Raw genomic sequence first — 19,872 nt, forward strand, 5'->3', positions numbered from 1 at the left:
GGGGTCTCCCGTGCCTGAGGCGATCGATCGTGCGGGCCCCGGAGTCTAGGGGATGGAACACGTGTTCGATAGCCACGTGGATGGAGTGTTGCCGAACCGGGAGGAAATTCGGCCGCCGCGACCCGTCGCCCGGGGCTACAGTCCGGTCATGTCGAAGACGGCGGTGCGCCGCGTACTTTTCAAGTCGTTCTGGGCGGTGATCGGTCTGGTCATCGCGGTCAGTCTCTTCAAGCTGGCCTTCACCGGTTCGACGCAGGATGCCGACGGGGCTCCGTTGACGCCGACCGGGCAGATCCCGCCGGAGGAGGTCGTCGCCGAGAAGGGCACGATCTCCAACTCCCTCACGATCGACGGGACGATCGTGATCGACAAGCCGGTCTCCGCCACCAGCTCGGTCAGCGGCGTGCTGGCGCACCGGTACGCCGAGACGGGCGCCAAGGTGAGGAAGGGCGACAAGCTCTTCCAGGTGCGTGCCGAGGAGGAGCCCGCCGAGGAGCCGGTCGAGGAGGAACCCGTCGAGGAGCCCGGGAAGGTCGACGACGCCGCCGGCGACGGTGATCGTGACGACGCCCCGGTCGCGCCGCCGGCACCCAAGCCGGTCTACCACTGGTACACGGTCGTCGCTCCCGCGACCGGCATCGTCGGCAACTACGCCGTCGACATGATGGCCGACGTCGCCGAGGACGGCGTGGTCGTCTCGATCCGCCCCACCACCTTCCACGCGGTCGGCGCGATCTCGCCGCTGGACCGCTACCGGCTGGCCGGCAACCCCGAGAAGGCCACGGTCGCCATCGAGGGCGGCCCGAAGCCGTTCACCTGCACCGACCTGCGCGTCGGCGACGCGGCGACCGAGACCATCGAGAGCGACGTACCCGAGGGCGAGATGATGGAGGGCGGGTCCGGCGGCGAGGGCGAGTCCGGCGCGGGCGCCCGGATCAGCTGCCTGGTGCCGCAGAAGGTGACGGTCTTCGACGGCCTGACGATGACGATGACGATCGAGGCGGGCACGAGCGACGGCGACGTGGTGACCATCCCCGTCACCGCGGTCACCGGCCTGGTCCGCGAGGGCACCGTGTGGGTCGTCGGCGAGGACGGCACCCCCACCGAGCAGCCGGTCAAGCTCGGTCTCACCGACGGCAAGCTCGTCGAGGTCACCAGCGGGCTGAAGGCCGGCGACTCGGTGCTGCGCTACGTCCCGGGCTCGAAGGAGTCGGGCGGCGGGCCGGACGAGGAGATGGTCGAAGAAGTGCCCGCGGGGGAGATGTGAGCGCGGAGGAGCTCCTGAGGCTCAGCGGTGTGGCCCGCACGGTCGAGCTCCCCGACGGCGAGGACCTGCACATCCTGACCAGCGTCGACCTGCACGTACGCCGCGGGGATCATGTCGGCATCGTCGGCCGCTCCGGCACCGGCAAGTCGACCCTGCTGAACCTCCTCGGCCTGCTGGACCGACCCACCGGCGGCACCCTGGAATGGGCCGGCCGCAACGTCACCGACATCAGCAACCGCCAGGCCGCCCGGATCCGCGGGCGCGACGTCGGGTTCGTCTTCCAGCAGTTCAACCTGCTGCCCGGGCGTACGGCGCTGGAGAACGTGATGGCGCCGCTCCTCTACGCCTCCGGCCGGGAGTTCTGGCAGCGGCGGAAGCGCGCGGCGGAGATGCTCGACCAGGTGGGTCTCGGTGACCGGCTCGACGCGATGCCGCAGTTCCTCTCCGGCGGCGAGCAGCAGCGCATCGCCATCGCCCGCGCGCTGGTGCGTACGCCGTCGGTCGTGCTGGCCGACGAGCCGACGGGTGCGCTCGACGTCGAGACCGGCGCGATGGTGATGAAGCTGCTCGACCAGGCGACCTACGACTCCGGCGCCGCCCTGATCACCATCACCCACGACCCGAACGTCGCTGCCCTCGCCCGGCGGAGGTTCCGGCTCGCCGAGGGACGGCTGCACCCGCTGACCGAGGAGGCGGTGGCGTGAGGGCGGCCCTGACGCGCCTCACCACCGGACTGGCCGCCTCGACCGTCGAGGCCTGGCAGGAGCTGCGCATCCACAAGCTCCGGGTGCTGCTGTCGCTGGTCGGGGTCGCGGTGGCGGTCGCCTCGATCACCGCGACCGTCGCGGCCGGCCAGATCGCGAAGCAGATGTTCACCGAGTCCTACGAGGTCGACGGGCGCCCCGCCCACATCTCGGTGATGGCCTACGACGACCGCAGCGGCATGCCGCTCTCCGTCGAGCGCGTCCGCCCGGCGTTCCAGACGGTCGCGGAGCGGTTCGGCGTGACGTACGCATCGGCTCGGATCTCCGCCTACGACATCAAGGCGACCACCGCGAGCCGGAGCAAGCGGGTCGAGCTGATGGGCGTCGACCCCGCGTACGCCGCCATCCACCGCGTCGTGGTGCCGCAGGGCCGCTGGCTGGAGACGTCGGACGCGGATCGCCTCTCGCCCGCGCTCGTCGTGGACGAGACGTTCCTGAAGAAGCTCGGTCTGCAGGGCACGCCCCTGCCGGCCTCGGTGGAGCTGAAGGGTCAGGGCCTGTCGGTGACCGCCACGATCGTCGGCGTCACCAGCCTGCGCGGCTATGGCACGCCGCGCGCGTTCATGCTGGCCGACTCGCTGACGCACTGGCACACCGGAGCGCCGACGGATGCAAGCTACGAGATGTGGGTGCCGGTCGAGGGCGCCGATGCGCTCGCCAACGAGATCGGGATGGCGATGCGAGCCGAGCTCCCGGGGCTCCAGGTCGATGCCCACCGCGACGACTACATGGCCTGGGGCGGCGAGGACCCGATCGGGCCGATCAAGTGGGTGATCATCGGCATCGCCGGGATCATCCTGCTGCTCGGCGCCCTGAGCCTGCTCAACATCGCGCTGGTCACCATCCAGCAGCGGATCCGGGAGATCGGGATCCGGCGCAGCTTCGGCGCGACCACGGGCCGGGTGTTCTTCTCGGTGATGATGGAGAGCGTCGTGGCCACCGTGGTGGCGGGTGTCATCGGGGTGCTCCTCGCCGTGGCCGCCGTCAAGAACCCGATGGTCGAGAAGCTGGTCCTGCAGGGCATCGACGACGTCCCGCCGTTCCCGCTCTCGGCCGCTCTCCTCGGCCTCGCCGTCGCGCTCGTGGTCGGCGCCCTCGCCGGGATCCTGCCGGCGATGATCGCCGCGCGCGTCAAGATCATCGACGCGATCCGCTTCTGAACGCAGAACGGCCCCGAGGGGATCCCCGGGGCCGCTCTGATCAGGTTCACTCGCCGCGGATGAACGCCTCCAGCTGCGCGCGACCCTCGGTGTCCTCGATCTGCACCGGCGGGCTCTTCATGAGGTAGGCCGAGGCCGGGATGATCGGGCCGCCGATGCCGCGGTCCTTGGCGATCTTGGCGGCACGGACGGCGTCGATGATGATGCCGGCCGAGTTGGGCGAGTCCCACACCTCGAGCTTGTACTCCAGGTTGAGCGGGACGTCACCGAACGCGCGACCCTCGAGCCGGACGTACGCCCACTTGCGGTCGTCGAGCCACTGCACGTAGTCCGAAGGACCGATGTGGACGTTGCGGTCGTCGATCTTGTCCGCGAGCTCGCCGCGGAGGTTCGAGGTGACCGCCTGCGTCTTCGACACCTTCTTGGACTCCAGACGCTCGCGCTCGAGCATGTTCTTGAAGTCCATGTTGCCGCCGACGTTGAGCTGGTACGTCCGGTCCAGCGCCACGCCGCGGTCCTCGAACAGCTTCGCCATGACGCGGTGGGTGATGGTGGCACCGACCTGCGACTTGATGTCGTCACCGACGATCGGGACGCCGGCGGCCTCGAACTTCGCGGCCCACTCCGGGTCGGAGGCGATGAAGACCGGCAGCGCGTTGACGAAGGCGACGCCCGCGTCGATCGCGCACTGCGCGTAGAACTTGTCCGCCTCCTCCGAGCCCACGGGGAGGTAGGAGACGAGGACGTCGACCTCCTTGTCCCGCAGGACCGAGACGACGTCGACGGGGTCGAGGCCGGACTCGGAGATGGTCTGCCGGTAGTACTTGCCGAGACCGTCGAGGGTCGGACCACGCTGCACCTCGACGCCCGTGAACGGGACGTCGGCGATCTTGATGGTGTTGTTCTCGGAGGCGTTGATCGCCTCGGAGAGGTCCTTGCCGACCTTCTTGTCATCGACGTCGAACGCGGCGACGAACTCGACGTCGGAGATGTGGTAGTCGCCGAACGTGACGTGCATCAAGCCCGGGACGCTGCCCGCCGGGTCGGCGTCCTTGTAGTACTCCACACCCTGGACCAGGGAGCTGGCGCAGTTGCCGACTCCCGCGATTGCTACACGAACCGAACCCATCGGGGCTCCTTCCAATACTCCTGGCCGGGGTCACCGGCCAGGAGGTCATCACTCGTTCTCTTGGCTGCTCTGCGCTGTGCGCGAGACGTCCGCTTCGTCGCGTACGCCATCGTCATCCCCCAGATCCCCTCGACCCGCCGCCTGCTCGTCGTTCACAGGCTTGGGGTTGCGCTCGGCATCGATCAGCGAGGAGAGCCATCGGACCTCCCGCTCGACCGACTCGACACCGTGACGCTGTAGTTCGCGGGCGTAGGAGTCGACCTCTTTCTGGGTCATGGCAAGCTCGCGTTGCACCCGGTCGAGCCGCTCCTGGAGCCGGCTCCGACGTCCTTCGAGGACGCGCAGCCTGATCTCCATGTCGGTGCGACCGAAGAACGCGAACCTGATGTCGAAGTTGTCGTCCTCCCAGGCCATCGGACCGACCTCGGACATGAGCTGGGTGAACTCACGCTCGCCGGCAGGCGTCAGCTGGTAGACGATCCGCGGCCGCCGGGTCACCGGGGTCACGGTCTGCGCCACCTCCTCGATGAGGTGCTTGCGCAGCATCTTCTTCAGGGCCGGGTAGAGCGAGCCGTACGACAGCACTCGTCCCCAGCCGAGCATCAGATTGAGCCGCTTGCGCAGCTCGTAGCCATGCATAGGCGACTCGTGCAGCAGTCCCAGGACTGCGAGCTCGATCGTCTCTGCGCGACGTGCCATACGACCTATCGTACCGATATATCCGTGACGGCAAATAGAGACCTAAGTCTTGTCTGATGACGCTCGAGGCAGGCATTCCGATGCAACCGTCACCGAACTGTTGACGTCAGGTGACTAGAGGCACGCTGGGCGTGGATGCAGGGGCGCTAGCGTCGATTGCGTACGCTGATGGCTGCCGTTCGCTCACCCGAGGAACCACCCGGGGAGATCGCGAGGCTAGCGTCGCGTCAGGTTGATGGGATTTCCTCGGGGGGATCCAGCGACGTCGGGGGATTGTCAGTGTCAGCCCGTCCGGTCACGTGCCGGGCAGTCACAGGAGCAGTAACACCCGTGAGCGACCCATCCGGCGCCTTTCCCCATGGACCCAGTCCCCAGAGGCCCAGTCCGCGCAGCGCCAGTCCCCGTCGATCCAACGTCGGTGGGCTGCAAGGACGACCCCAAGGCGGACCACGCCCTCCGCAGGGTGGCCCAGGCGGCCGTCCGCCGGCGCCCCGTCGTCCTCAAGGTGCTCCGCAGGGACCGGCCTCCGGTGGCCGCCCTCCGTCCCGGGGCGCCCAGCGCCCGATGCCTCCCGGCGGTCCGCGCCCCGGCCAGCGGCCGCCCTACCCGGGTCCCCGCCGTCCCGGCGAGCCCCCGGTCGACCGGCTCGGCCAACGTCCGGCGGGCCGCGAGCGCGGTGGCCCCGGCCGCCCGCGCCGTGACCCGAAGGCCGCCTTCGGCGCGGCCATGGACCGGTTCAACGACCCGGAGATGGACAAGAAGGGCCTGGCGATCCGGATCGCCAAGATCGTGGCGATCTGCGGGCTGGTCCTGGCGCTGATCGGCAGCGCCGCGGTGATCGTCTCCTACCACATGATCTCGATCCCGAGCGCCAACGCGGCGTTCCAGGCCGAGTCGAGCTTCGTCTACTACGCCGGTGGCAAGAAGGAGCTCGGCCGCTTCCAGGCGGGCGACCAGAACCGCGACGCGCTGAGCGTCGACGAGATGCCCGACCTCGTGAAGGACGCGGCCGTGGCGGCCGAGGACCGCAGCTTCTACGAGAACAACGGCATCGACCTCAAGGGCATCGCGCGCACGCTCTTCTCCAACGCCACCACCGGCAGCCAGGGCGGCGCGTCCACGATCACCCAGCAGTACGTCAAGAACCTCTACCTGACCCAGGAGCGCACCTACACGCGTAAGGTCAAGGAAGCGGTCATCTCGCTGAAGATCAGCCGGCAGAAGTCGAAGGACGAGATCCTCACCGGCTACCTCAACACCGTCTACTTCGGTCGTGGCGCCTATGGCGTGCAGGCCGCGGCGAAGACCTATTTCCGCAAGGAGGCCAAGGACCTCGACATCAAGGAGGCCGCGGCCCTCACCGCGATCCTCAACAACCCCAACGGGTTCGACCCGGAGAAGTCCGGCGAGGACGCCGGCGGCACCGAGCTGCTGGGCCGCTATCAGTACGTCCTCAACGGCATGGCCGAGCTCAAGAGCCAGGGCAAGGCGCTCAGCGACTACGACGAGGCCACCCTCGAGAAGGCGAAGGCGGCGCTGCCCAAGTTCCCCAAGCCGAAGGCCGACAGCCGTCTTGGTGGCCAGAAGGGTCATGCGCTCACGCTGGTCAAGAACGAGCTCAAGTCACTCAAGGACGAGAACGGCAACCCCCTCTTCACCGAGGAGGAGATCGACAGCAAGGGGCTGAAGGTCACCACCACGCTCAGCGCGAAGGCGATGAAGGCCGCGGAGCAGGCCGTCAACGACGTACGTCCGAAGGACAAGAAGGCAGTCAATGAGAAGCGCCCCGAGAACGAGCTGCACGTGGGTGCCGCCACGGTCGATGTGAAGACGGGCGCGCTCAAGGGCTTCTACGGTGGCCAGGACTACCTCGACTCCCAGATCAACTGGGCGGCCTCGGGCGGCATGGCCGGCTCGACAATGAAGCCGTTCACCCTGGCCGCGGCCCTCGAGGTGGGCTACTCGCTCAAGGACACCTGGACCGGTGAGGGTGGTCTGGAGATCCCCGGCACCGACCGCGTCGTCCGCAACTCGGGCCAGACCGACGCCGACCCGACCGGTCATGGCTACGGCGAGCACATCACCGGCATCAAGGCGATGGAGGAGTCGGTCAACACCTCCTTCGTCCAGATGTCGACCGCGCTGCCCAACGGCAGCCAGGACGTCTACGACATGGCGGTCAAGGCCGGTCTGCCGCCGGACGAGCAGCACGCCGAGAACGCGCCGGCCGACTACCGCTCGATCCCGGCCTACTCGATCGACTTCGACCCGAAGAACTACCTGCTCACCCTCGGTCGCCAGGCGATCAGCCCGATCAACATGGCCAACGCCTACGCGACGATCGCCAACGGCGGCGTACGCAACACCGTGCACCTCGTCTCCAAGGTGGTCAACGCCGAGGGAGAGGTCGTCTACGAGTGGGACCAGCGTGACGGCGAGGAGCGGGCGATGTCCGAGGACGCCGCCGACGACACCTCCTACGCCCTGCAGCAGGTCGTCGAGAACGGCACCGGCAAGATCGCCGGCGTGATCAACCAGCCGGCCGCCGGCAAGACCGGCACCGCGACCAACGCCGATGACGACGTCTCCTCGGCGTGGTTCGCGGGCTACACCCCGCAGCTGTCCACGGCGGTCATGTACGTCCGCGGCAAGGGTTCGGGCAAGCTCGACGGCTGGCTCGACTCCTACTTCGGAGCCGGCTACCCCGCCGAGACCTGGGCCAAGATCATGGGCACGCTGACCGACGACCTCGAGATCGAGGAGTTCCCGGAGCCCGCCTGGATGGACGGTGTGGCCCCGCAGGACGGTCACGAGCCGTCGCTGACCGCGACCCCGGAGCCGACCCCGACCCCGTCGGAGGACTGCTCCAAGAAGGACGAGCGCAAGGGTCTCTGCATCCCGATCGAGGAGCCCACGCCGACCGAGCAGCCCACCGACGGCGCGACGGAGGGTGAGCCGGGCGAGGGCACGACGCCCGACCCGTCCGAGTCGACGGAGCCCGACGCCACCGCGACTGCGTGTGAGTGGTTCGGTGACTGTGAGTCGTCCTCGCCGCCCGCCGATGGCAATAATGGCGGAGGCAACAACGACACAGGCACTGCGGAGGGCACCACTCAGTGACAGATGGCCCAGTGACCGCCCCGGCGGCGGAGGATCCGGTCGTCAGGACCGCCTCCGCCGCGGTGGGCGGTCCTCTCGGGGGACTCGCACACGGCCGACGGCGCTGGTTCAGCGCGGTCGGCCTGTTGCTGCTCCTGACCTCGCTCACGTTCGCGATCGGGATGGTCTCCAAGCAGACCTGCTACAACGCCACCTGGACCAACGGCGACACCAGATACACCCACTTCTGCTACTCCGACCTGCCCTATCTCTACGTCGACCGGGGCCTGGCCGAGCACGAGTGGCCCTACTCCTCCGACCCCGAGGTGCGGGCGCGCTACCCGCAGGTGATGGAGTACCCGGTCGGCATCTCCTACTACGCCTGGGCGACGTCCCACGTCACCGACTGGCTGGCCGACACCCCCGACGAGGACGAGCGTCACCTCGCGGAGACCTCGACCTTCTGGGGCATGCCCGGCATGCACCACGAGATCCGGGTCTTCATCATCGTCAACGTGATCGGCTTCGCGATCGCCGCGCTGCTCTCGGCCTGGTTCCTGGCACGTACGCATCGCCGACGGCCCTGGGACGCGGCCGCGTTCGCGCTCGCCCCCGTGCTCGCGGCGACCGGCATCATCAACTGGGACATGCTGGCCGTGGTGCTCGTGGCCGGTGCGCTGTGGGCGTGGTCGCGGGACCGGCCGCTGCTGACCGGCATCCTGATCGGCCTCGGCTGTGCGACGAAGCTATATCCGCTGTTCCTCCTCGGCGGGCTGGTCGTCATCTGCATCCGGCACCGTCGCTACTACGACCTGGCCGTCGCCTCGCTGGCCACGGTGCTCGCCTGGGTGCTCGCCAACCTGCCGGCGATGGCGACCGGCCTGGAGGAGTGGAAGGTCTTCTGGAGCTTCAACTCCGAGCGCGGCCCCGACCTCGGCTCCCTGTGGCTCGTCGTCCAGCAGGCGACCGACGCGACGATCTCCGCACAGACGGTCAACCTCGTCTCCTGGGCCTTCTTCATCGCCTGGTGCAGCGGCGTACTCATCATCGGGCTGACCGCGCGGGAGACGCCGCGCCTGGCGCAGCTCGGCTTCCTGATCGTCGCCGGGTTCCTGCTGGTCAACAAAGTGTATTCACCGCAGTACGTCCTCTGGCTGCTGCCGCTGGCCGTCCTCGCCGTGCCGCGCTGGCGTGACCAGATCATCTGGCAGGCCGGTGAGCTCTTCTACTTCGTCGCGGTCTGGTGGTACCTCGCCGAGGTGCTGGCCAGCAGCGGTGGCGACCAGCCCGTCTACTGGTTCGCGATCCTCGCCCGGGTCGCCGTCGAGATCTATCTGATCGTGGTCGTCGTCCGGGAGATCTACGAGCCGTGGCGCGACCCGGTGCGCTGGACCGAGGCCCGAGCGGAGTCCGAGGGGCCTCAGGAGTCCAGGATGATCTCGTCGAACGAGGTCGCGGTGTAGCGCACCCGCACCTCGAGCTCCTCGCCGACCTCGGGCACCCGAGCGCCGGAGGGGAGCATGAGCATCGACTCCTGCATGTGCGGCGGCTCGGCGAACCACAGCGCCTTGCCGTCGAGCGTATAGGGCGAGCGCGACTGGCCCATGGCGTCGAGGCCACCACGGGCGACCGCGAGCGCGCGCGAGCGCAGGTGGGTGTCGCCCAGCGGCGCCTCCAGCCCGATCCCGTGGGCGGTGCCGCCGGAGGCGACCACCAGGTGGCCGGAGCGCAGGGCGGTGCGGCCGCGGTAGCCGTAGGAGTAGCCCCGCTCCAGCGGGTGCACGTCCTCGACGGTCGCGGTCACGGTGAGGGCGCCGCGGTCGCCGAGCCACAGCCCGGTGCCGATCCGCGGGCGGAAGACGATGTCGCCGTACGAGGCGCGCAGCTGGGCCAGCTCGTTGGCGCTCAGGTGGGAGACCCACACCGTCTTCGCCTCCGCGCCGACGACGGCGTCCATCTGGGCGCGTACCTCGGCCAGCGAGCCGCCATCGAGGCCGAAGTGCATGGTGATGCCCTCGAAGCGGGCGTGCTCGTGGGCGATCGCGGCGGTCGGCCACAGGTCGCTCGGCGTCATCCCGTGACGGCGCATCGAGGTGACCAGCTCGAGGATCACCCGCGCGTTGGGCTGCCGCTCGAGCAGCAGCGGCAGGTCCTCGGGCCGGCTGATCGTGTGGATGATCCGGTCGGCGATCTCCGGGTTGATCTCGGGCGAGTAGGGGCGCCACGGGGTGAGGACGTAGATCGAACCGCTGAACCGGGTCGCGACCTCCCACACCTCGTTGTAGGTGCCCACCGCGAGCGTGTCGACGCCGGTGCCGAGGCCGGTGAGCCACTCGGTCTGGTGGGCGAGCTTGCGCAGGGTCAGGCCGTAGCCGTTGCCCTTCGCGACCGGGACCAGGCCAGGGGTCGCCTCGGCGAAGGTCTGGACGTGCTTGCGCCAGCGGTCGGCGTCAACGGTCAGTTTCAGCGGCATACGGAGATCAGCGCCTCTTCATGTAGACATCGAAGGCCGTGTAGATCGGCTTGTTCAGCGGCAGGTCCCACTCGCCGGCGTACTCCACCGCCTGGCCACCGGTGCCGACCTTGAACTGGATCAGCCCCACGTGGGAGTCGTCGGTGGAGAGCGTCGGGGTGATGCCGCGCAGGTCGTAGGTGGTCGCGCCCGCGGCCATGGCGTCCTGGATCATCGCCCACTGGAGGGCGTTGGAGCCACGTACGTCTCGCTTCTCGGTCGAGGAGGCGCCATAGGAGTACCAGGCGTGCCGGCCGACGCGGACCATGATGGTCGCGGCGACCAGATCGCCCTCGTGCCGCGCCAGGAAGAGCTTGATCCGCTCCGGGTCCTCGGAGGACATCGCCCAGAACATGGTGCTGAAGTAGCTCCGCTGCCGAGGCGTGAAGTGGTCGCGCGCGGCGGTGTGGACGTAGAGGTCGTGGAACGCGCTCAGGTCACCCTCGAAGTCGCCCTCGGCGGGGTTGGTGGGGGAGGTGACGGTCACCTCGACGCCCATCTTGGCCGACTTCTTGATGTTGCGGCGCCAGAGCTGGTTCATCCCCTTGAGGACCTCGTCCTCGGTCTTCAGGGTGCCGTCCCCGTGGGCCAGCGGGATGATGAAGTTGTATTGCGGCTGTCCCGCGCCGAAGCCGTCCTCGGGGGACTGGAGGCGCCAGCCCGCCGCCCGCAGCTGGCTGACCACCCGCGCGCCGGTCGCGTCGCGGTGGGTCGGGGTGAGCTGGTTGAGCCGCTGGACGGTGTCGTCGGCGATGCCGTCCTTGACCTGGCTCGCGTCCCAGGTGGCTGTCGTGACCGGCGGGCCGATCCGGATGCCGAAGGCGCCGTTCTTCTTCAGGTACGCCGCCAGCGGCTGCAGCCACGGAGCGAGGTCACCCGACCAGTCGATGCTCGGACCCTCCGGCAGGTAGGCGAGCGTGAACCGCTCCAGCTTCGGCACCGGCCGGTGCAGCACCAGCGCGGCCCCGACGAGAGCACCGCCCTGCAGGCTGTCGAACCAGCCGACCGACTCCGAGCGCCACTCGGTCTTGACCCGAGCCCACGCAGGGGTCTGGAGGAAGCTCACGCTGGGTTGCTTCTCGATGAAGGCGAGATGCTCCGCAGCGGTGATGGGGCGCACGGTGAGACTCACCCGCAGAAGGCTACCGCCTGGTCCTTTGCCACTGCTGTCGTGGTTGAGGTTGCGCTATTGTCAGCGACCAGATGTATCACGGCTTGGGGCCCGGGCCTCCTTGTAGCCGTGACAGCAACTATGACCACCACGATGGCGCGTCCGCGCGTCATCTGGCCCCCCACCGGCTCGGCGCCGATCCGGAGGCCGCCGGTCGAGGAGGGGACTGTGACACGGGTGCGACGCGGGGCGGGGCATACCGACGCGCCTGCGACCGTGTGGTCCCGGGCCACCGCCGACTTCGACCGCTGGCTCAGCGGTGACTCCGCCGCCCTCGACGAGCTGGTCGCCACGATGACCCCGGTCCTGTGGCAGGTCGCCCGTTCCTACCGGCTCTCTGCCGAGCAGGCAGAGGACGTCGTCCAGAACACCTGGCTCACCTTCGTACGCAAGCACTCCTCGATCCTCGACACCGCAGCCGTCGGCGCCTGGCTCACGCTGACCACGCGCCGTGAGGCCTGGCGGGTCGCGAAGCGGTCCGGGCGTGACGTACCCGTGGAGGACGAGGCGCTCGAGTCCCGCGTCCCCACCCAGCGCTCGGCCGAGTCGCTGGTCGTCGAGGGCGACCGCAACTCGCTCATCTGGGCGGCCGTGGAGTCGCTCCCCGAGCGGTGCCGGCGGCTGCTGCGCGTGGTCGCCTTCTCCGACCGGCCCGACTACGCCGGCCTGGCCGAAGAGCTCCAGATGCCCATCGGCAGCATCGGCCCCACCCGCGGCCGCTGTCTCGGGAAGCTGCGGGACGCGCTCAAGGACGAGGGGGTGTCGTGATGGGTCGCTCGGAGGAGCCCACACGCGAAGAGCTTTTGGGCCTGGTTCGACAGGCTTACGTCGCCGGTGACCCTGTGCCCGGCGGCTTGATCTCCCGGATGCAGGCGGCTGCCGCCGGAGCCGCCGAGGAGTCCGGTCTCGGGCTCGACCTGGAGTTGATGCTCCTGGTCGAGTCGTCCGCTGGTGCGGAGGCCGCCGGCGTACGCTCAGCCGCCCCCGCCTCGGCCCGCTCCGCCTATACGTTGCGCTTCGCCCAGTCGGGCGTCGACGTCCTCGTCCGTGTCGCCTCCGACACCGACACCACGGCCCGCCTCGACGGCTGGGTCGTCCCCGGTTCACCCATGACCGTCCGCGCCATCCGCGCCGACGAAGTCCGTACGCCGATCGTCGCCGTCACCCTCGGCGCCTCGGGCCGCTTCGAGCTCACCTCGCTGCCTGCCGGTCTCATCCGGCTCCGCTTCGAGCCCGCCGACGGCTCCGCCGCCTTCCTGACCCCCACGTTCGAGATCTGATCCAGGAGTAACGATGGTCCACCGCCCCACCCGGAGAGAGCGCGAGCCGCTTCTGTCGGTCGCCTACGGCTCCACCGAGGCGCGAGTCCTCGACCCGACCAACGCGGTCGCGGTCGACGGCGTCAACGCACGCTCGACGATCTACTCATCGTCTGTCCTGCTGATCTCCAAGTCGGTCGACTTCGAGGACACCTTCAAGCGCATCGAGAAGGCGGCCAAGGGTCTCGGCTGGCGCGCCGTCGCCGAGGACGAGCCCGAGTGTGCTGTCGGACTTCGGTTCGGCGTACGTCGCGTGCGAATTGGGGTTCGAGCAGGTCATGCCGCCCAAGCACCCGACGCTTGGGCCGTCCTGCAGACTCTTCGCGCCGACAGCCCGAGAGCCACGCGTGGCATCAGCCTCGAGCATGTCTTGGTGCCACATCCGCACAACAAGCCGAATCCGCACAACAAGCCCAACCCGCACAACAAGCCCAACCCGACCGACGGTTATATCGACGACGGATACGACCCGCTCGGGGTCGGCGGCCGGCAGCCCGTCGCATATGTCGGTCAGCGCCCGCACAGAACGCCTGATGCCGAGATCGCAGATGGGGAGCGTCCGGTGGTTGCTGTGCTGGACACCGGCTGCGGGCCGCATCCGTGGCTCGACTTCGTCCAGCGGGATGTGCGGTTGGACGGACACCCGATCGGCTGGCCGTCGAGTGTTCCGGACTCTGAGGTCGATCCGGACCAAGCGGGTGCGCTGGATGGGTTGATTGACCCGTACGCGGGCCACGGCACGTTCATCGCCGGACTCATTCATCAGACCTGCCCTGATGCAGACATCCTGTCATGGCGAATTGTCCCGCCGCACAGGTCTATCGCCGAGACGGACTGGATCACCGCGCTCGCTCAGATCGCCGAACTGGTGCGGCTCTACCGGGCCGGTGATCCGCGAGGTCGTCGCATCGACGTCCTGAGCCTGTCGATGGGCTACTACCACGAGACCCCGTTCGACCAGCTCTTCGACGGAACGCTCTACGAAATCCTTGCAGACCTATCCGCCAACGGGACCGTGGTCGTCTGCTCTGCGGGCAACGATGCAACCAGTCGCCCGTTCTTTCCGGCGGCGTTCGCGCCCTGGACTGACGGTGGTGGTCCAGTAGACACCGATCCCGACTCGCTTCCGGTGGTCTCCGTGGGGGCGCTCAACCCTGACGGCGAGACCGATGCTCTGTTCAGCAACGACGGTCCCTGGGTGCGCGCCCGGGAGATCGGCGCCGGAGTGGTCAGCACGTTTCCTACCACGTTCGACGGTGGCTATCAGGCCGCTGCGGCGACCACCCACGAAGGTCGCCAACGCTCGTCGATGGACCCGGACGACTTCACTGGCGGATTCGGCACGTGGAGTGGGACTTCGTTTGCGGCGCCGATCCTGGCTGGGCGGATCGCTCAGCGGTTACTCGAGGCAGGTAGTGGCCGTGACCTCCAGCAGGATCTCAAGGTTGCGCGCACGGTGTTGACTGAGCTGACCACGCTGAGCGCTTCCGACTGAGATCCACGATGGCAAGCGGGGCGGAGCTGCACCGGCAAGGCGTAGTCGAGTTGACGCTCGGCCACGCTGCCGAGGCGCAAGCCTTGCTCGAACAGGCAAAAGCTGCGGCGATCTCGACCGGTGACTCCGCTCTTCTGGCACGAGCTGAGTCGACCCTCGCGTACATGGCCGCCGATGAGTCGGACCTCGACGACGCGCTCGGGCTTCTTGATCGTGCTCTTGCCGCTGGCGGTCTCAGTCATGAGGTCCGTGGACTCATGTTGCAGCAACGTGCCACGCTGCTGCGCAGAGCGGGACGTACAGCCGAGGCGCTCTTCACCTTCGGTGAGGCGATCGAGGCACTGCAGGGCCGGGGTTCGGATCTGGCTGATGCTTACCTCAACCGTGGCACGGCCTACCTCGACCAGCACGATCTCGAGTCGGCGGTCAATGACTTCTCCGCCGCCGCGGTGAACTTCCGCGCGGAAGGAGATGACGTGGCGGCGGCGATGGCCGACCACAATCGCGGCTACGCGCTCTTCTTGGCCGGTGACCTTGTCGGTGCGCTGGAGGTGATGGCTGATTGCTACGACGTGCAGGCTGCTGCGGGCCCACTTTTGAAGGCGGTGTGTGACGCCGACCGGGCAGAGGTGCTGATGGCGGCGGGTCTGACCCGCCAGGGCGGGGAGATGCTTCGGCAGGCGGCAGAGGCGTACGGATCCAAGAAGCAGCGCCAGCGGCAGGGGGAGGCTGAACTGGCGCTGGCGTCGCACCTGCTTGCGACCGATCCTGTCGAGGCGGATCGAGTGGCGCGCTCGGCGCTGGGCTGGTTCGAGGAGGCACGGGCGACAGGGCTGGCACTGCGGGCACGGGCGGTGGCGTTCGAGGCGGCGGTGACGGCAGGCCATGATCCGAGCGAGGATGGCGAGGCGCTGGCGGCCCCGCTCGAGGAGCAAGGGCTGAGCTGGCCGGCGCTCCGGGTGCGCTTGCAAGCTCGGCTGGCGCGGATTCGCTCGGCGGAGAACGCTGGCCTGCCGACGAGGCCGGCGAGCGGCAGGGTCATCGGCCCAGTCCCGCCTGAGGCCCCGATCGACATCCGCCTGCTGGAGAGAGAGCTCCGAGCCGAGCTGGCCGTGGCCGCGGGGCGGACCGCATCCGGACTCCGCGAGCTGCGTGCGGGCCTCGATGACTTTCACCTGTGGCAGAGCTCGTTCGGCAGCCTGGACCTGCAGACGAACGTTTCCGGCCACGGTCGCACGCTGGCCAGGCGCGGCCTGGAGCTTGCCGTCGAGTCGGGCGAGACGGACGTGCTCTTCGAGTGGTCGGAGCGTTCGCGGATGCTGGCCTCACGGGTTCAGCCGGTGCGGCCACCGTCTGATCCGCAGCTCGCCGCCGACCTGGCCGAGCTCCGCGGTGAGGTGACCCCCGAGCGCGAGGCAGAGCTGCGTGAGCAGATCCGCCAGCGTGCGTGGCGGGTCAAGGGATCCGGCCAGGTCTCGGATCCGATCTCCCTTCCTGACCTGCGTGAACGCATCGGCGGCCACGCATTGGTCGCGTACGTCGTCGCCGGAGGACGTCTGGTCGCGGTTGTCGCGACCCACGACGCCGCCACCCGGGTCGATCTCGGTGACCAGGCCGTGCTCGGATCACTCCTCGGCGGTCTGCTTCCTGATCTCGACGTCGCCGCGACCGATCTTCCGGGGCCGCTGGGGGCAGCCGTACGTGGCGACCTGACCGCCCGGCTCCAGCAGCTCTCCGACTTCCTCGTCGCCCCGATCCTCGAGCTCATCGGCGACCGACCGGTCGTCCTGACTCCTTCTGCCGTGCTGGCGGCCGTGCCGTGGACGCTGCTGTCCGGCTTCACCGGCCGACCGGTGACCGTCGCCCAGAGCGCGACCGCCTGGCTGACCCGCTCCGACACCCCGCTGCGCACGGCGACAGCCGGGTTCGTCGCGGGTCCTCGTGTCATGCGAGCCCCCGACGAGGTCGCCAAGAGCGCCACCGCTTGGTCCGGAGCGCACCTGCTCACGGGCAGCGACGCCACGGCGGCCGCCGTCTCCGCGCTGGCGGCCGAGGTCGACGTACTCCATCTGGCCGCCCACGGCCACCATTCCGCCGACAACCCGCTCTTCTCCGGGCTCGAGCTCGCCGACGGCACCTGGTACGGCTACGACATCGACGGCCTGTCCGCCGTCCCCGACGTCGTGCTCCTCTCCGCCTGCGAGGTCGGGCGTTCGACCATCCGCTGGGGCGAGGAGCTCATCGGCCTGGTCGGCGCCTGGCTGCATGCCGGCGCCCGCGCCGTGATCGCCTCTCCTGCCGTGGTGGCGGACGAGGCTGCGTACGAGGTCTTCAGCCGGCTCCACGGAGCCCTGGCGAAAGGCCTGGCCCCTGCGGAGGCCCTCGCCGAGTCCCTCCCCGCGGCAACCACGCACGCTCCGCCAGCACCCTTCGTGTGCTTCTCCTAGCCGCGCAGACACGACGCCGATGGGCGAGGACCGCTGGATCCCAGCCCATCAACACGCACTTGCGCCGACCTAAGGAGCGGAAATCACATCTGGTGTGCGCTGCACTCCTAGGGGTCGTAGCGCCTCGACTCGGACCTGAAAGTCGTCGACAACGCATGCCGCATGCGGACCGGGGATATGCGGCTATTTGAAGTCTGCGGGTCGATCTCGGCCTCGCCGTAGCGGCCCTGCACCAGCGCGCAGATGTGCTCGCTCGCCGCGACGGGAACTCGTCAGAATTTTTCTCGACTCGCACGTATCAGGGCGAGCGCTGCGTACTCCTTGGGGCTGTCCGGGCCGATATTCGGGGGAATTCGGTTCGGACGCTGGCGCCGCCGCCTTGGGGGAGGCAGGCGGTTTCGGGGCCGCTGCGCGGGTTGGGCACTAGGGGGATGCCCAACCTGCGCCAGGCGGCCCGATCGGCGGGGACGTGGGCCGGGCGGGGCGGTGAGGGGACTGACTGCCCCGCCCGGCAGCTTTCGATTGTTCCGTCCCCGGTGCGCGACGGCAATGGTTCCGCGAGCGCAGAACTGAAATGTGTTCTACGCGGAACGGTCCAGCCGGCCGAGGCGCTTGCCGAGGGCCGGGGTGACCCGGTCGACCCAGGTCGCGGTGATGTGCGAGTCGTCGTAGTAGGTGACGACGTCGCCGACGACGAGCGGGCAGCGCTCGGTGCAGACCAGATCGACGATGTCGACGTACGTGGCCTCGGTGCCCTCGAGCGCCTCCTGGGTCACCTCGTTGGAGTCGACCTCGGTGCCGTCGGCCTTCACGACGCAGTCCTCGAGGAGGTTGCGGGCGTCGGAGAGGCACTCGCCGGGGTCGTTGTCGACCGCGGGGACGTCGGCGAAGACGCGTACGTCAGGGGTGATCTTCTCGAAGGACCGGACGCCGTCGCGTACGCCCTGGCGCCACTGCTCCTCGGTCGAGACGCCGTCGCGCTCCTCCATGTCGAGCATGCCGCGGGCGCCGACGACGATCGTGTCGGGGTCGAGCTCGGCGATCTGCTCGTTGGTCCACGTGCGGAAGTCCTCGCACTCCTCGACGGTCATCTTCGAGGACTTCTGCTTGACCCCGTACGCAGCGCAGCCCAGCTTCACGTACGGGACCAGCTTCACGTGCTGGCGCTCGGCGAGGGTGTCGAGGGCCGGCAGCCACATCCCGATGTGGGAGTCGCCGACGACGGCGACGGTGCGGTCGGCCTTGCCGTCGCCGTAGACGCAGTCGCCGTCGAGCTCGGTCTCGCCGTAGCCGGCGTAGCAGTAGCCGCCGCGCTCGGCCCACGAGTCGCTGGCGTCGAACTTGGCCTCGGGCGGCAGCGGCGCGCCGTCCTCGGCGGCCTCGATCGTCGTCTTCAGCACACCGGTGACCGGCTTGTCGTCGGTCTCGAGGACGTCGGGGTTCTCCTTGAACCACTCCTCGGCGTTGGCCTTGGCGACGTCGACCTGGTAGCCGGCGTACGCCTGGGAGCTCGTGCCCGCGACCAGCGCGAGGGCGGCAGCGGCGGGCCAGAGGGCGAGCGCGCGGCGGCCCTTGGTGATGTGGGGGATCTTGTGGCGCTGGAACGGCATCTCGATCCAGTGGTAGCTCGCCGCGGACGCGGCCAGGATGAGCGCGAGCATGATCAGCAGCTGGCGTACGCCGCCGCCGGGGATCGCCTCGGGGGCGAGGATCAGGATCGGCCAGTGCCACAGGTAGAGGCTGAACGAGATGTCGCCGAGGTAGCGCAGCGGCTGCTTGGAGAGCAGCCAGCCGGTCGGGGTCGCGGGGCCGGCGACCAGGAGCGCCACCGTGCCGAGCACCGGCACCAGCGCGTGCCAGCCCGGGAAGTGGGTCGCCTCGCTGAAGCTGGCCGTGGCGTAGACGAGGGTTCCGACGCCGACGAAGCCGAGGGCCGCGGCGTACGGCTTCTTGATGCGCGTCAGGCGTCCCGCGACACAGGCGAGCAGCGCACCGGCGGCGAGCTCGAACGCCCGGGCCGGGGTGGAGAAGTAGGCCGTGGTCGGGTCGGAGGCGGTGACGTGTAGCGACCAGGCGAGGCTGACCACCGCCACGAGCGCGGCCAGCCCGGTGATCGCCCGGCGGCGGTGCTGCTTCGGGATCCACAGCGCGACCGCGAGCACCAGCAGCGGCCAGACGACGTAGAACTGCTCCTCGACCGAGAGCGACCAGTAGTGCTGGAACGGCGACGGAGCGGCGTTGTTGAAGTAGTCGACGGCCTCGCCAGCGAAGTGGACGTTGGCCAGGAAGACCGCCGCCCAGCCCGCGTCGCCCGCGATCTGGTCGGTGCGGGTCTGGGGCAGGACGATGGCGCTGTAGGTGAGGACGACCAGCATCGTCGCGGTCGCCGCCGGCAGGATCCGGCGGGCGCGGCGGGCGTAGAACTGGCTGATGCTGACCGTGCCGGTGCGGTCGGTCTCACGCAGCAGCAGGGTGGTGATCAGGAAGCCGGAGAGGACGAAGAAGACGTCGACTCCGACGAATCCACCCTCGAACCCGGAGAGTCCCGCGTGTCCTGCGATCACCAGACCGACAGCGACGGCACGGAGACCTTGAACATCGGCGCGCCAGTTCGAATTCATTCGAAGGAGAATATGTCAATGGCCCGGTTGGGTCATAGCTGACGGTCCCGCTGGGTGGTCCAATTCTCAGCCGAATCTTCACCTGTGGTGGCCGAGACCGCAGTTGTGGCGAACGAATCTTCGGTTGTGGTGGACGAATGTGCCGTTTCGTCCGCCAGAACTCAAGACTCGGCTGACAGACGTGAAGAT

The 19,872-nt window shown here is 68.9% G+C and carries 14 protein-coding genes; 9 read left to right on the forward strand and 5 right to left on the reverse strand.

All coding sequences use genetic code 11. The features are described 5' to 3' along the window. Positions 1-148: 148 nt before the first annotated feature. Genes G5C66_RS20190 through G5C66_RS20200 form a run of 3 tightly spaced genes read left to right on the forward strand, consistent with a single transcriptional unit; the run spans position 149 to position 3,191 of the window. Entirely contained in the window at positions 149-1,267 is a 1,119-nt protein-coding gene (locus G5C66_RS20190; RefSeq protein WP_165112719.1) for a permuted SH3 domain-containing protein, read from the forward strand. Between the two features lie 29 nt (positions 1,268-1,296). Then, entirely contained in the window at positions 1,297-1,971 is a 675-nt protein-coding gene (locus tag G5C66_RS20195) for an ATP-binding cassette domain-containing protein (protein WP_165112720.1), read from the forward strand. Continuing rightward, a complete protein-coding gene (locus G5C66_RS20200; protein ID WP_165112721.1) occupies positions 1,968-3,191 on the forward strand; it encodes an ABC transporter permease in 1,224 nt (407 codons plus the stop codon). The genes G5C66_RS20195 and G5C66_RS20200 overlap by 4 nt, the downstream gene beginning before the upstream one ends. Positions 3,192-3,237: 46 nt before the next feature. Here G5C66_RS20200 and G5C66_RS20205 read toward each other — a convergent pair whose 3' ends face one another. Together G5C66_RS20205 and G5C66_RS20210 are read right to left on the reverse strand one after the other, a co-directional pair. Further along, positions 3,238-4,320 carry an inositol-3-phosphate synthase gene (locus tag G5C66_RS20205; RefSeq protein WP_165112722.1) on the reverse strand — a complete coding sequence of 361 codons (1,083 nt, stop codon included), beginning with the start codon at positions 4,318-4,320 and terminating at the stop codon, positions 3,238-3,240. A 48-nt stretch (positions 4,321-4,368) separates the two neighbouring features. Further along, complete coding sequence (locus G5C66_RS20210; RefSeq protein ID WP_165112723.1) at positions 4,369-5,019, reverse strand: PadR family transcriptional regulator; 651 nt, start codon at positions 5,017-5,019, stop codon at positions 4,369-4,371. 564 nt (positions 5,020-5,583) lie between these two features. Between G5C66_RS20210 and G5C66_RS20215 the strand changes: the two genes are divergently transcribed. Beyond that, positions 5,584-8,139: a transglycosylase domain-containing protein gene (locus G5C66_RS20215; RefSeq protein ID WP_165112724.1), complete on the forward strand. Its 2,556-nt coding sequence runs from the start codon at positions 5,584-5,586 to the stop codon at positions 8,137-8,139. Beyond that, positions 8,136-9,581, forward strand: a complete 1,446-nt coding sequence (locus G5C66_RS20220; protein WP_165112725.1) for a glycosyltransferase 87 family protein — start codon at positions 8,136-8,138, stop codon at positions 9,579-9,581. The genes G5C66_RS20215 and G5C66_RS20220 overlap by 4 nt, the downstream gene beginning before the upstream one ends. Here the strand turns inward: G5C66_RS20220 and G5C66_RS20225 are convergent. Continuing rightward, positions 9,539-10,591, reverse strand: coding sequence for an alanine racemase (locus G5C66_RS20225; protein WP_165112726.1), 1,053 nt, complete (start codon positions 10,589-10,591; stop codon positions 9,539-9,541). The genes G5C66_RS20220 and G5C66_RS20225 overlap by 43 nt on opposite strands. Positions 10,592-10,598: 7 nt before the next feature. Beyond that, entirely contained in the window at positions 10,599-11,762 is a 1,164-nt protein-coding gene (locus tag G5C66_RS20230) for a peptidoglycan bridge formation glycyltransferase FemA/FemB family protein (protein ID WP_165112727.1), read from the reverse strand. A gap of 207 nt (positions 11,763-11,969) precedes the next feature. On the opposite strand from G5C66_RS20230, the gene G5C66_RS20235 reads away from it, so the two are divergent. From G5C66_RS20235 to G5C66_RS20250, 4 genes are all read left to right on the forward strand, one after another. Next, on the forward strand, positions 11,970-12,569 hold the full coding sequence (locus G5C66_RS20235) for an RNA polymerase sigma factor (RefSeq protein WP_338144255.1): 600 nt from the start codon (positions 11,970-11,972) through the stop codon (positions 12,567-12,569). A gap of 74 nt (positions 12,570-12,643) precedes the next feature. After that, on the forward strand, positions 12,644-13,081 hold the full coding sequence (locus G5C66_RS20240) for a hypothetical protein (RefSeq protein WP_165112728.1): 438 nt from the start codon (positions 12,644-12,646) through the stop codon (positions 13,079-13,081). Between the two features lie 13 nt (positions 13,082-13,094). Continuing rightward, on the forward strand, positions 13,095-14,615 hold the full coding sequence (locus G5C66_RS20245) for a S8/S53 family peptidase (protein ID WP_165112729.1): 1,521 nt from the start codon (positions 13,095-13,097) through the stop codon (positions 14,613-14,615). A gap of 257 nt (positions 14,616-14,872) precedes the next feature. Beyond that, complete coding sequence (locus G5C66_RS20250; protein ID WP_165112730.1) at positions 14,873-17,062, forward strand: CHAT domain-containing protein; 2,190 nt, start codon at positions 14,873-14,875, stop codon at positions 17,060-17,062. A 581-nt stretch (positions 17,063-17,643) separates the two neighbouring features. Here the strand turns inward: G5C66_RS20250 and G5C66_RS20255 are convergent. Beyond that, positions 17,644-19,683, reverse strand: coding sequence for an acyltransferase family protein (locus G5C66_RS20255; protein ID WP_165112731.1), 2,040 nt, complete (start codon positions 19,681-19,683; stop codon positions 17,644-17,646). Positions 19,684-19,872: the final 189 nt, after the last annotated feature.

The organism is Nocardioides turkmenicus, assembly GCF_011045035.1.
Classification (GTDB): domain Bacteria; phylum Actinomycetota; class Actinomycetes; order Propionibacteriales; family Nocardioidaceae; genus Nocardioides; species Nocardioides turkmenicus.

What these genes read in the sequence shown, in the direction of transcription:
- G5C66_RS20190 (WP_165112719.1), top strand. Translation starts at nt 149, where the DNA reads ATGTCGAAGACGGCGGTGCGCCGCGTACTTTTCAAGTCGTTCTGGGCG.
- G5C66_RS20205 (WP_165112722.1), bottom strand. Translation starts at nt 4,320, where the DNA reads ATGGGTTCGGTTCGTGTAGCAATCGCGGGAGTCGGCAACTGCGCCAGC.
- G5C66_RS20210 (WP_165112723.1), bottom strand. Translation starts at nt 5,019, where the DNA reads ATGGCACGTCGCGCAGAGACGATCGAGCTCGCAGTCCTGGGACTGCTG.
- G5C66_RS20215 (WP_165112724.1), top strand. Translation starts at nt 5,584, where the DNA reads ATGCCTCCCGGCGGTCCGCGCCCCGGCCAGCGGCCGCCCTACCCGGGT.
- G5C66_RS20225 (WP_165112726.1), bottom strand. Translation starts at nt 10,591, where the DNA reads ATGCCGCTGAAACTGACCGTTGACGCCGACCGCTGGCGCAAGCACGTC.
- G5C66_RS20245 (WP_165112729.1), top strand. Translation starts at nt 13,095, where the DNA reads ATGGTCCACCGCCCCACCCGGAGAGAGCGCGAGCCGCTTCTGTCGGTC.
- G5C66_RS20250 (WP_165112730.1), top strand. Translation starts at nt 14,873, where the DNA reads ATGTTGCAGCAACGTGCCACGCTGCTGCGCAGAGCGGGACGTACAGCC.
- G5C66_RS20255 (WP_165112731.1), bottom strand. Translation starts at nt 19,683, where the DNA reads ATGAATTCGAACTGGCGCGCCGATGTTCAAGGTCTCCGTGCCGTCGCT.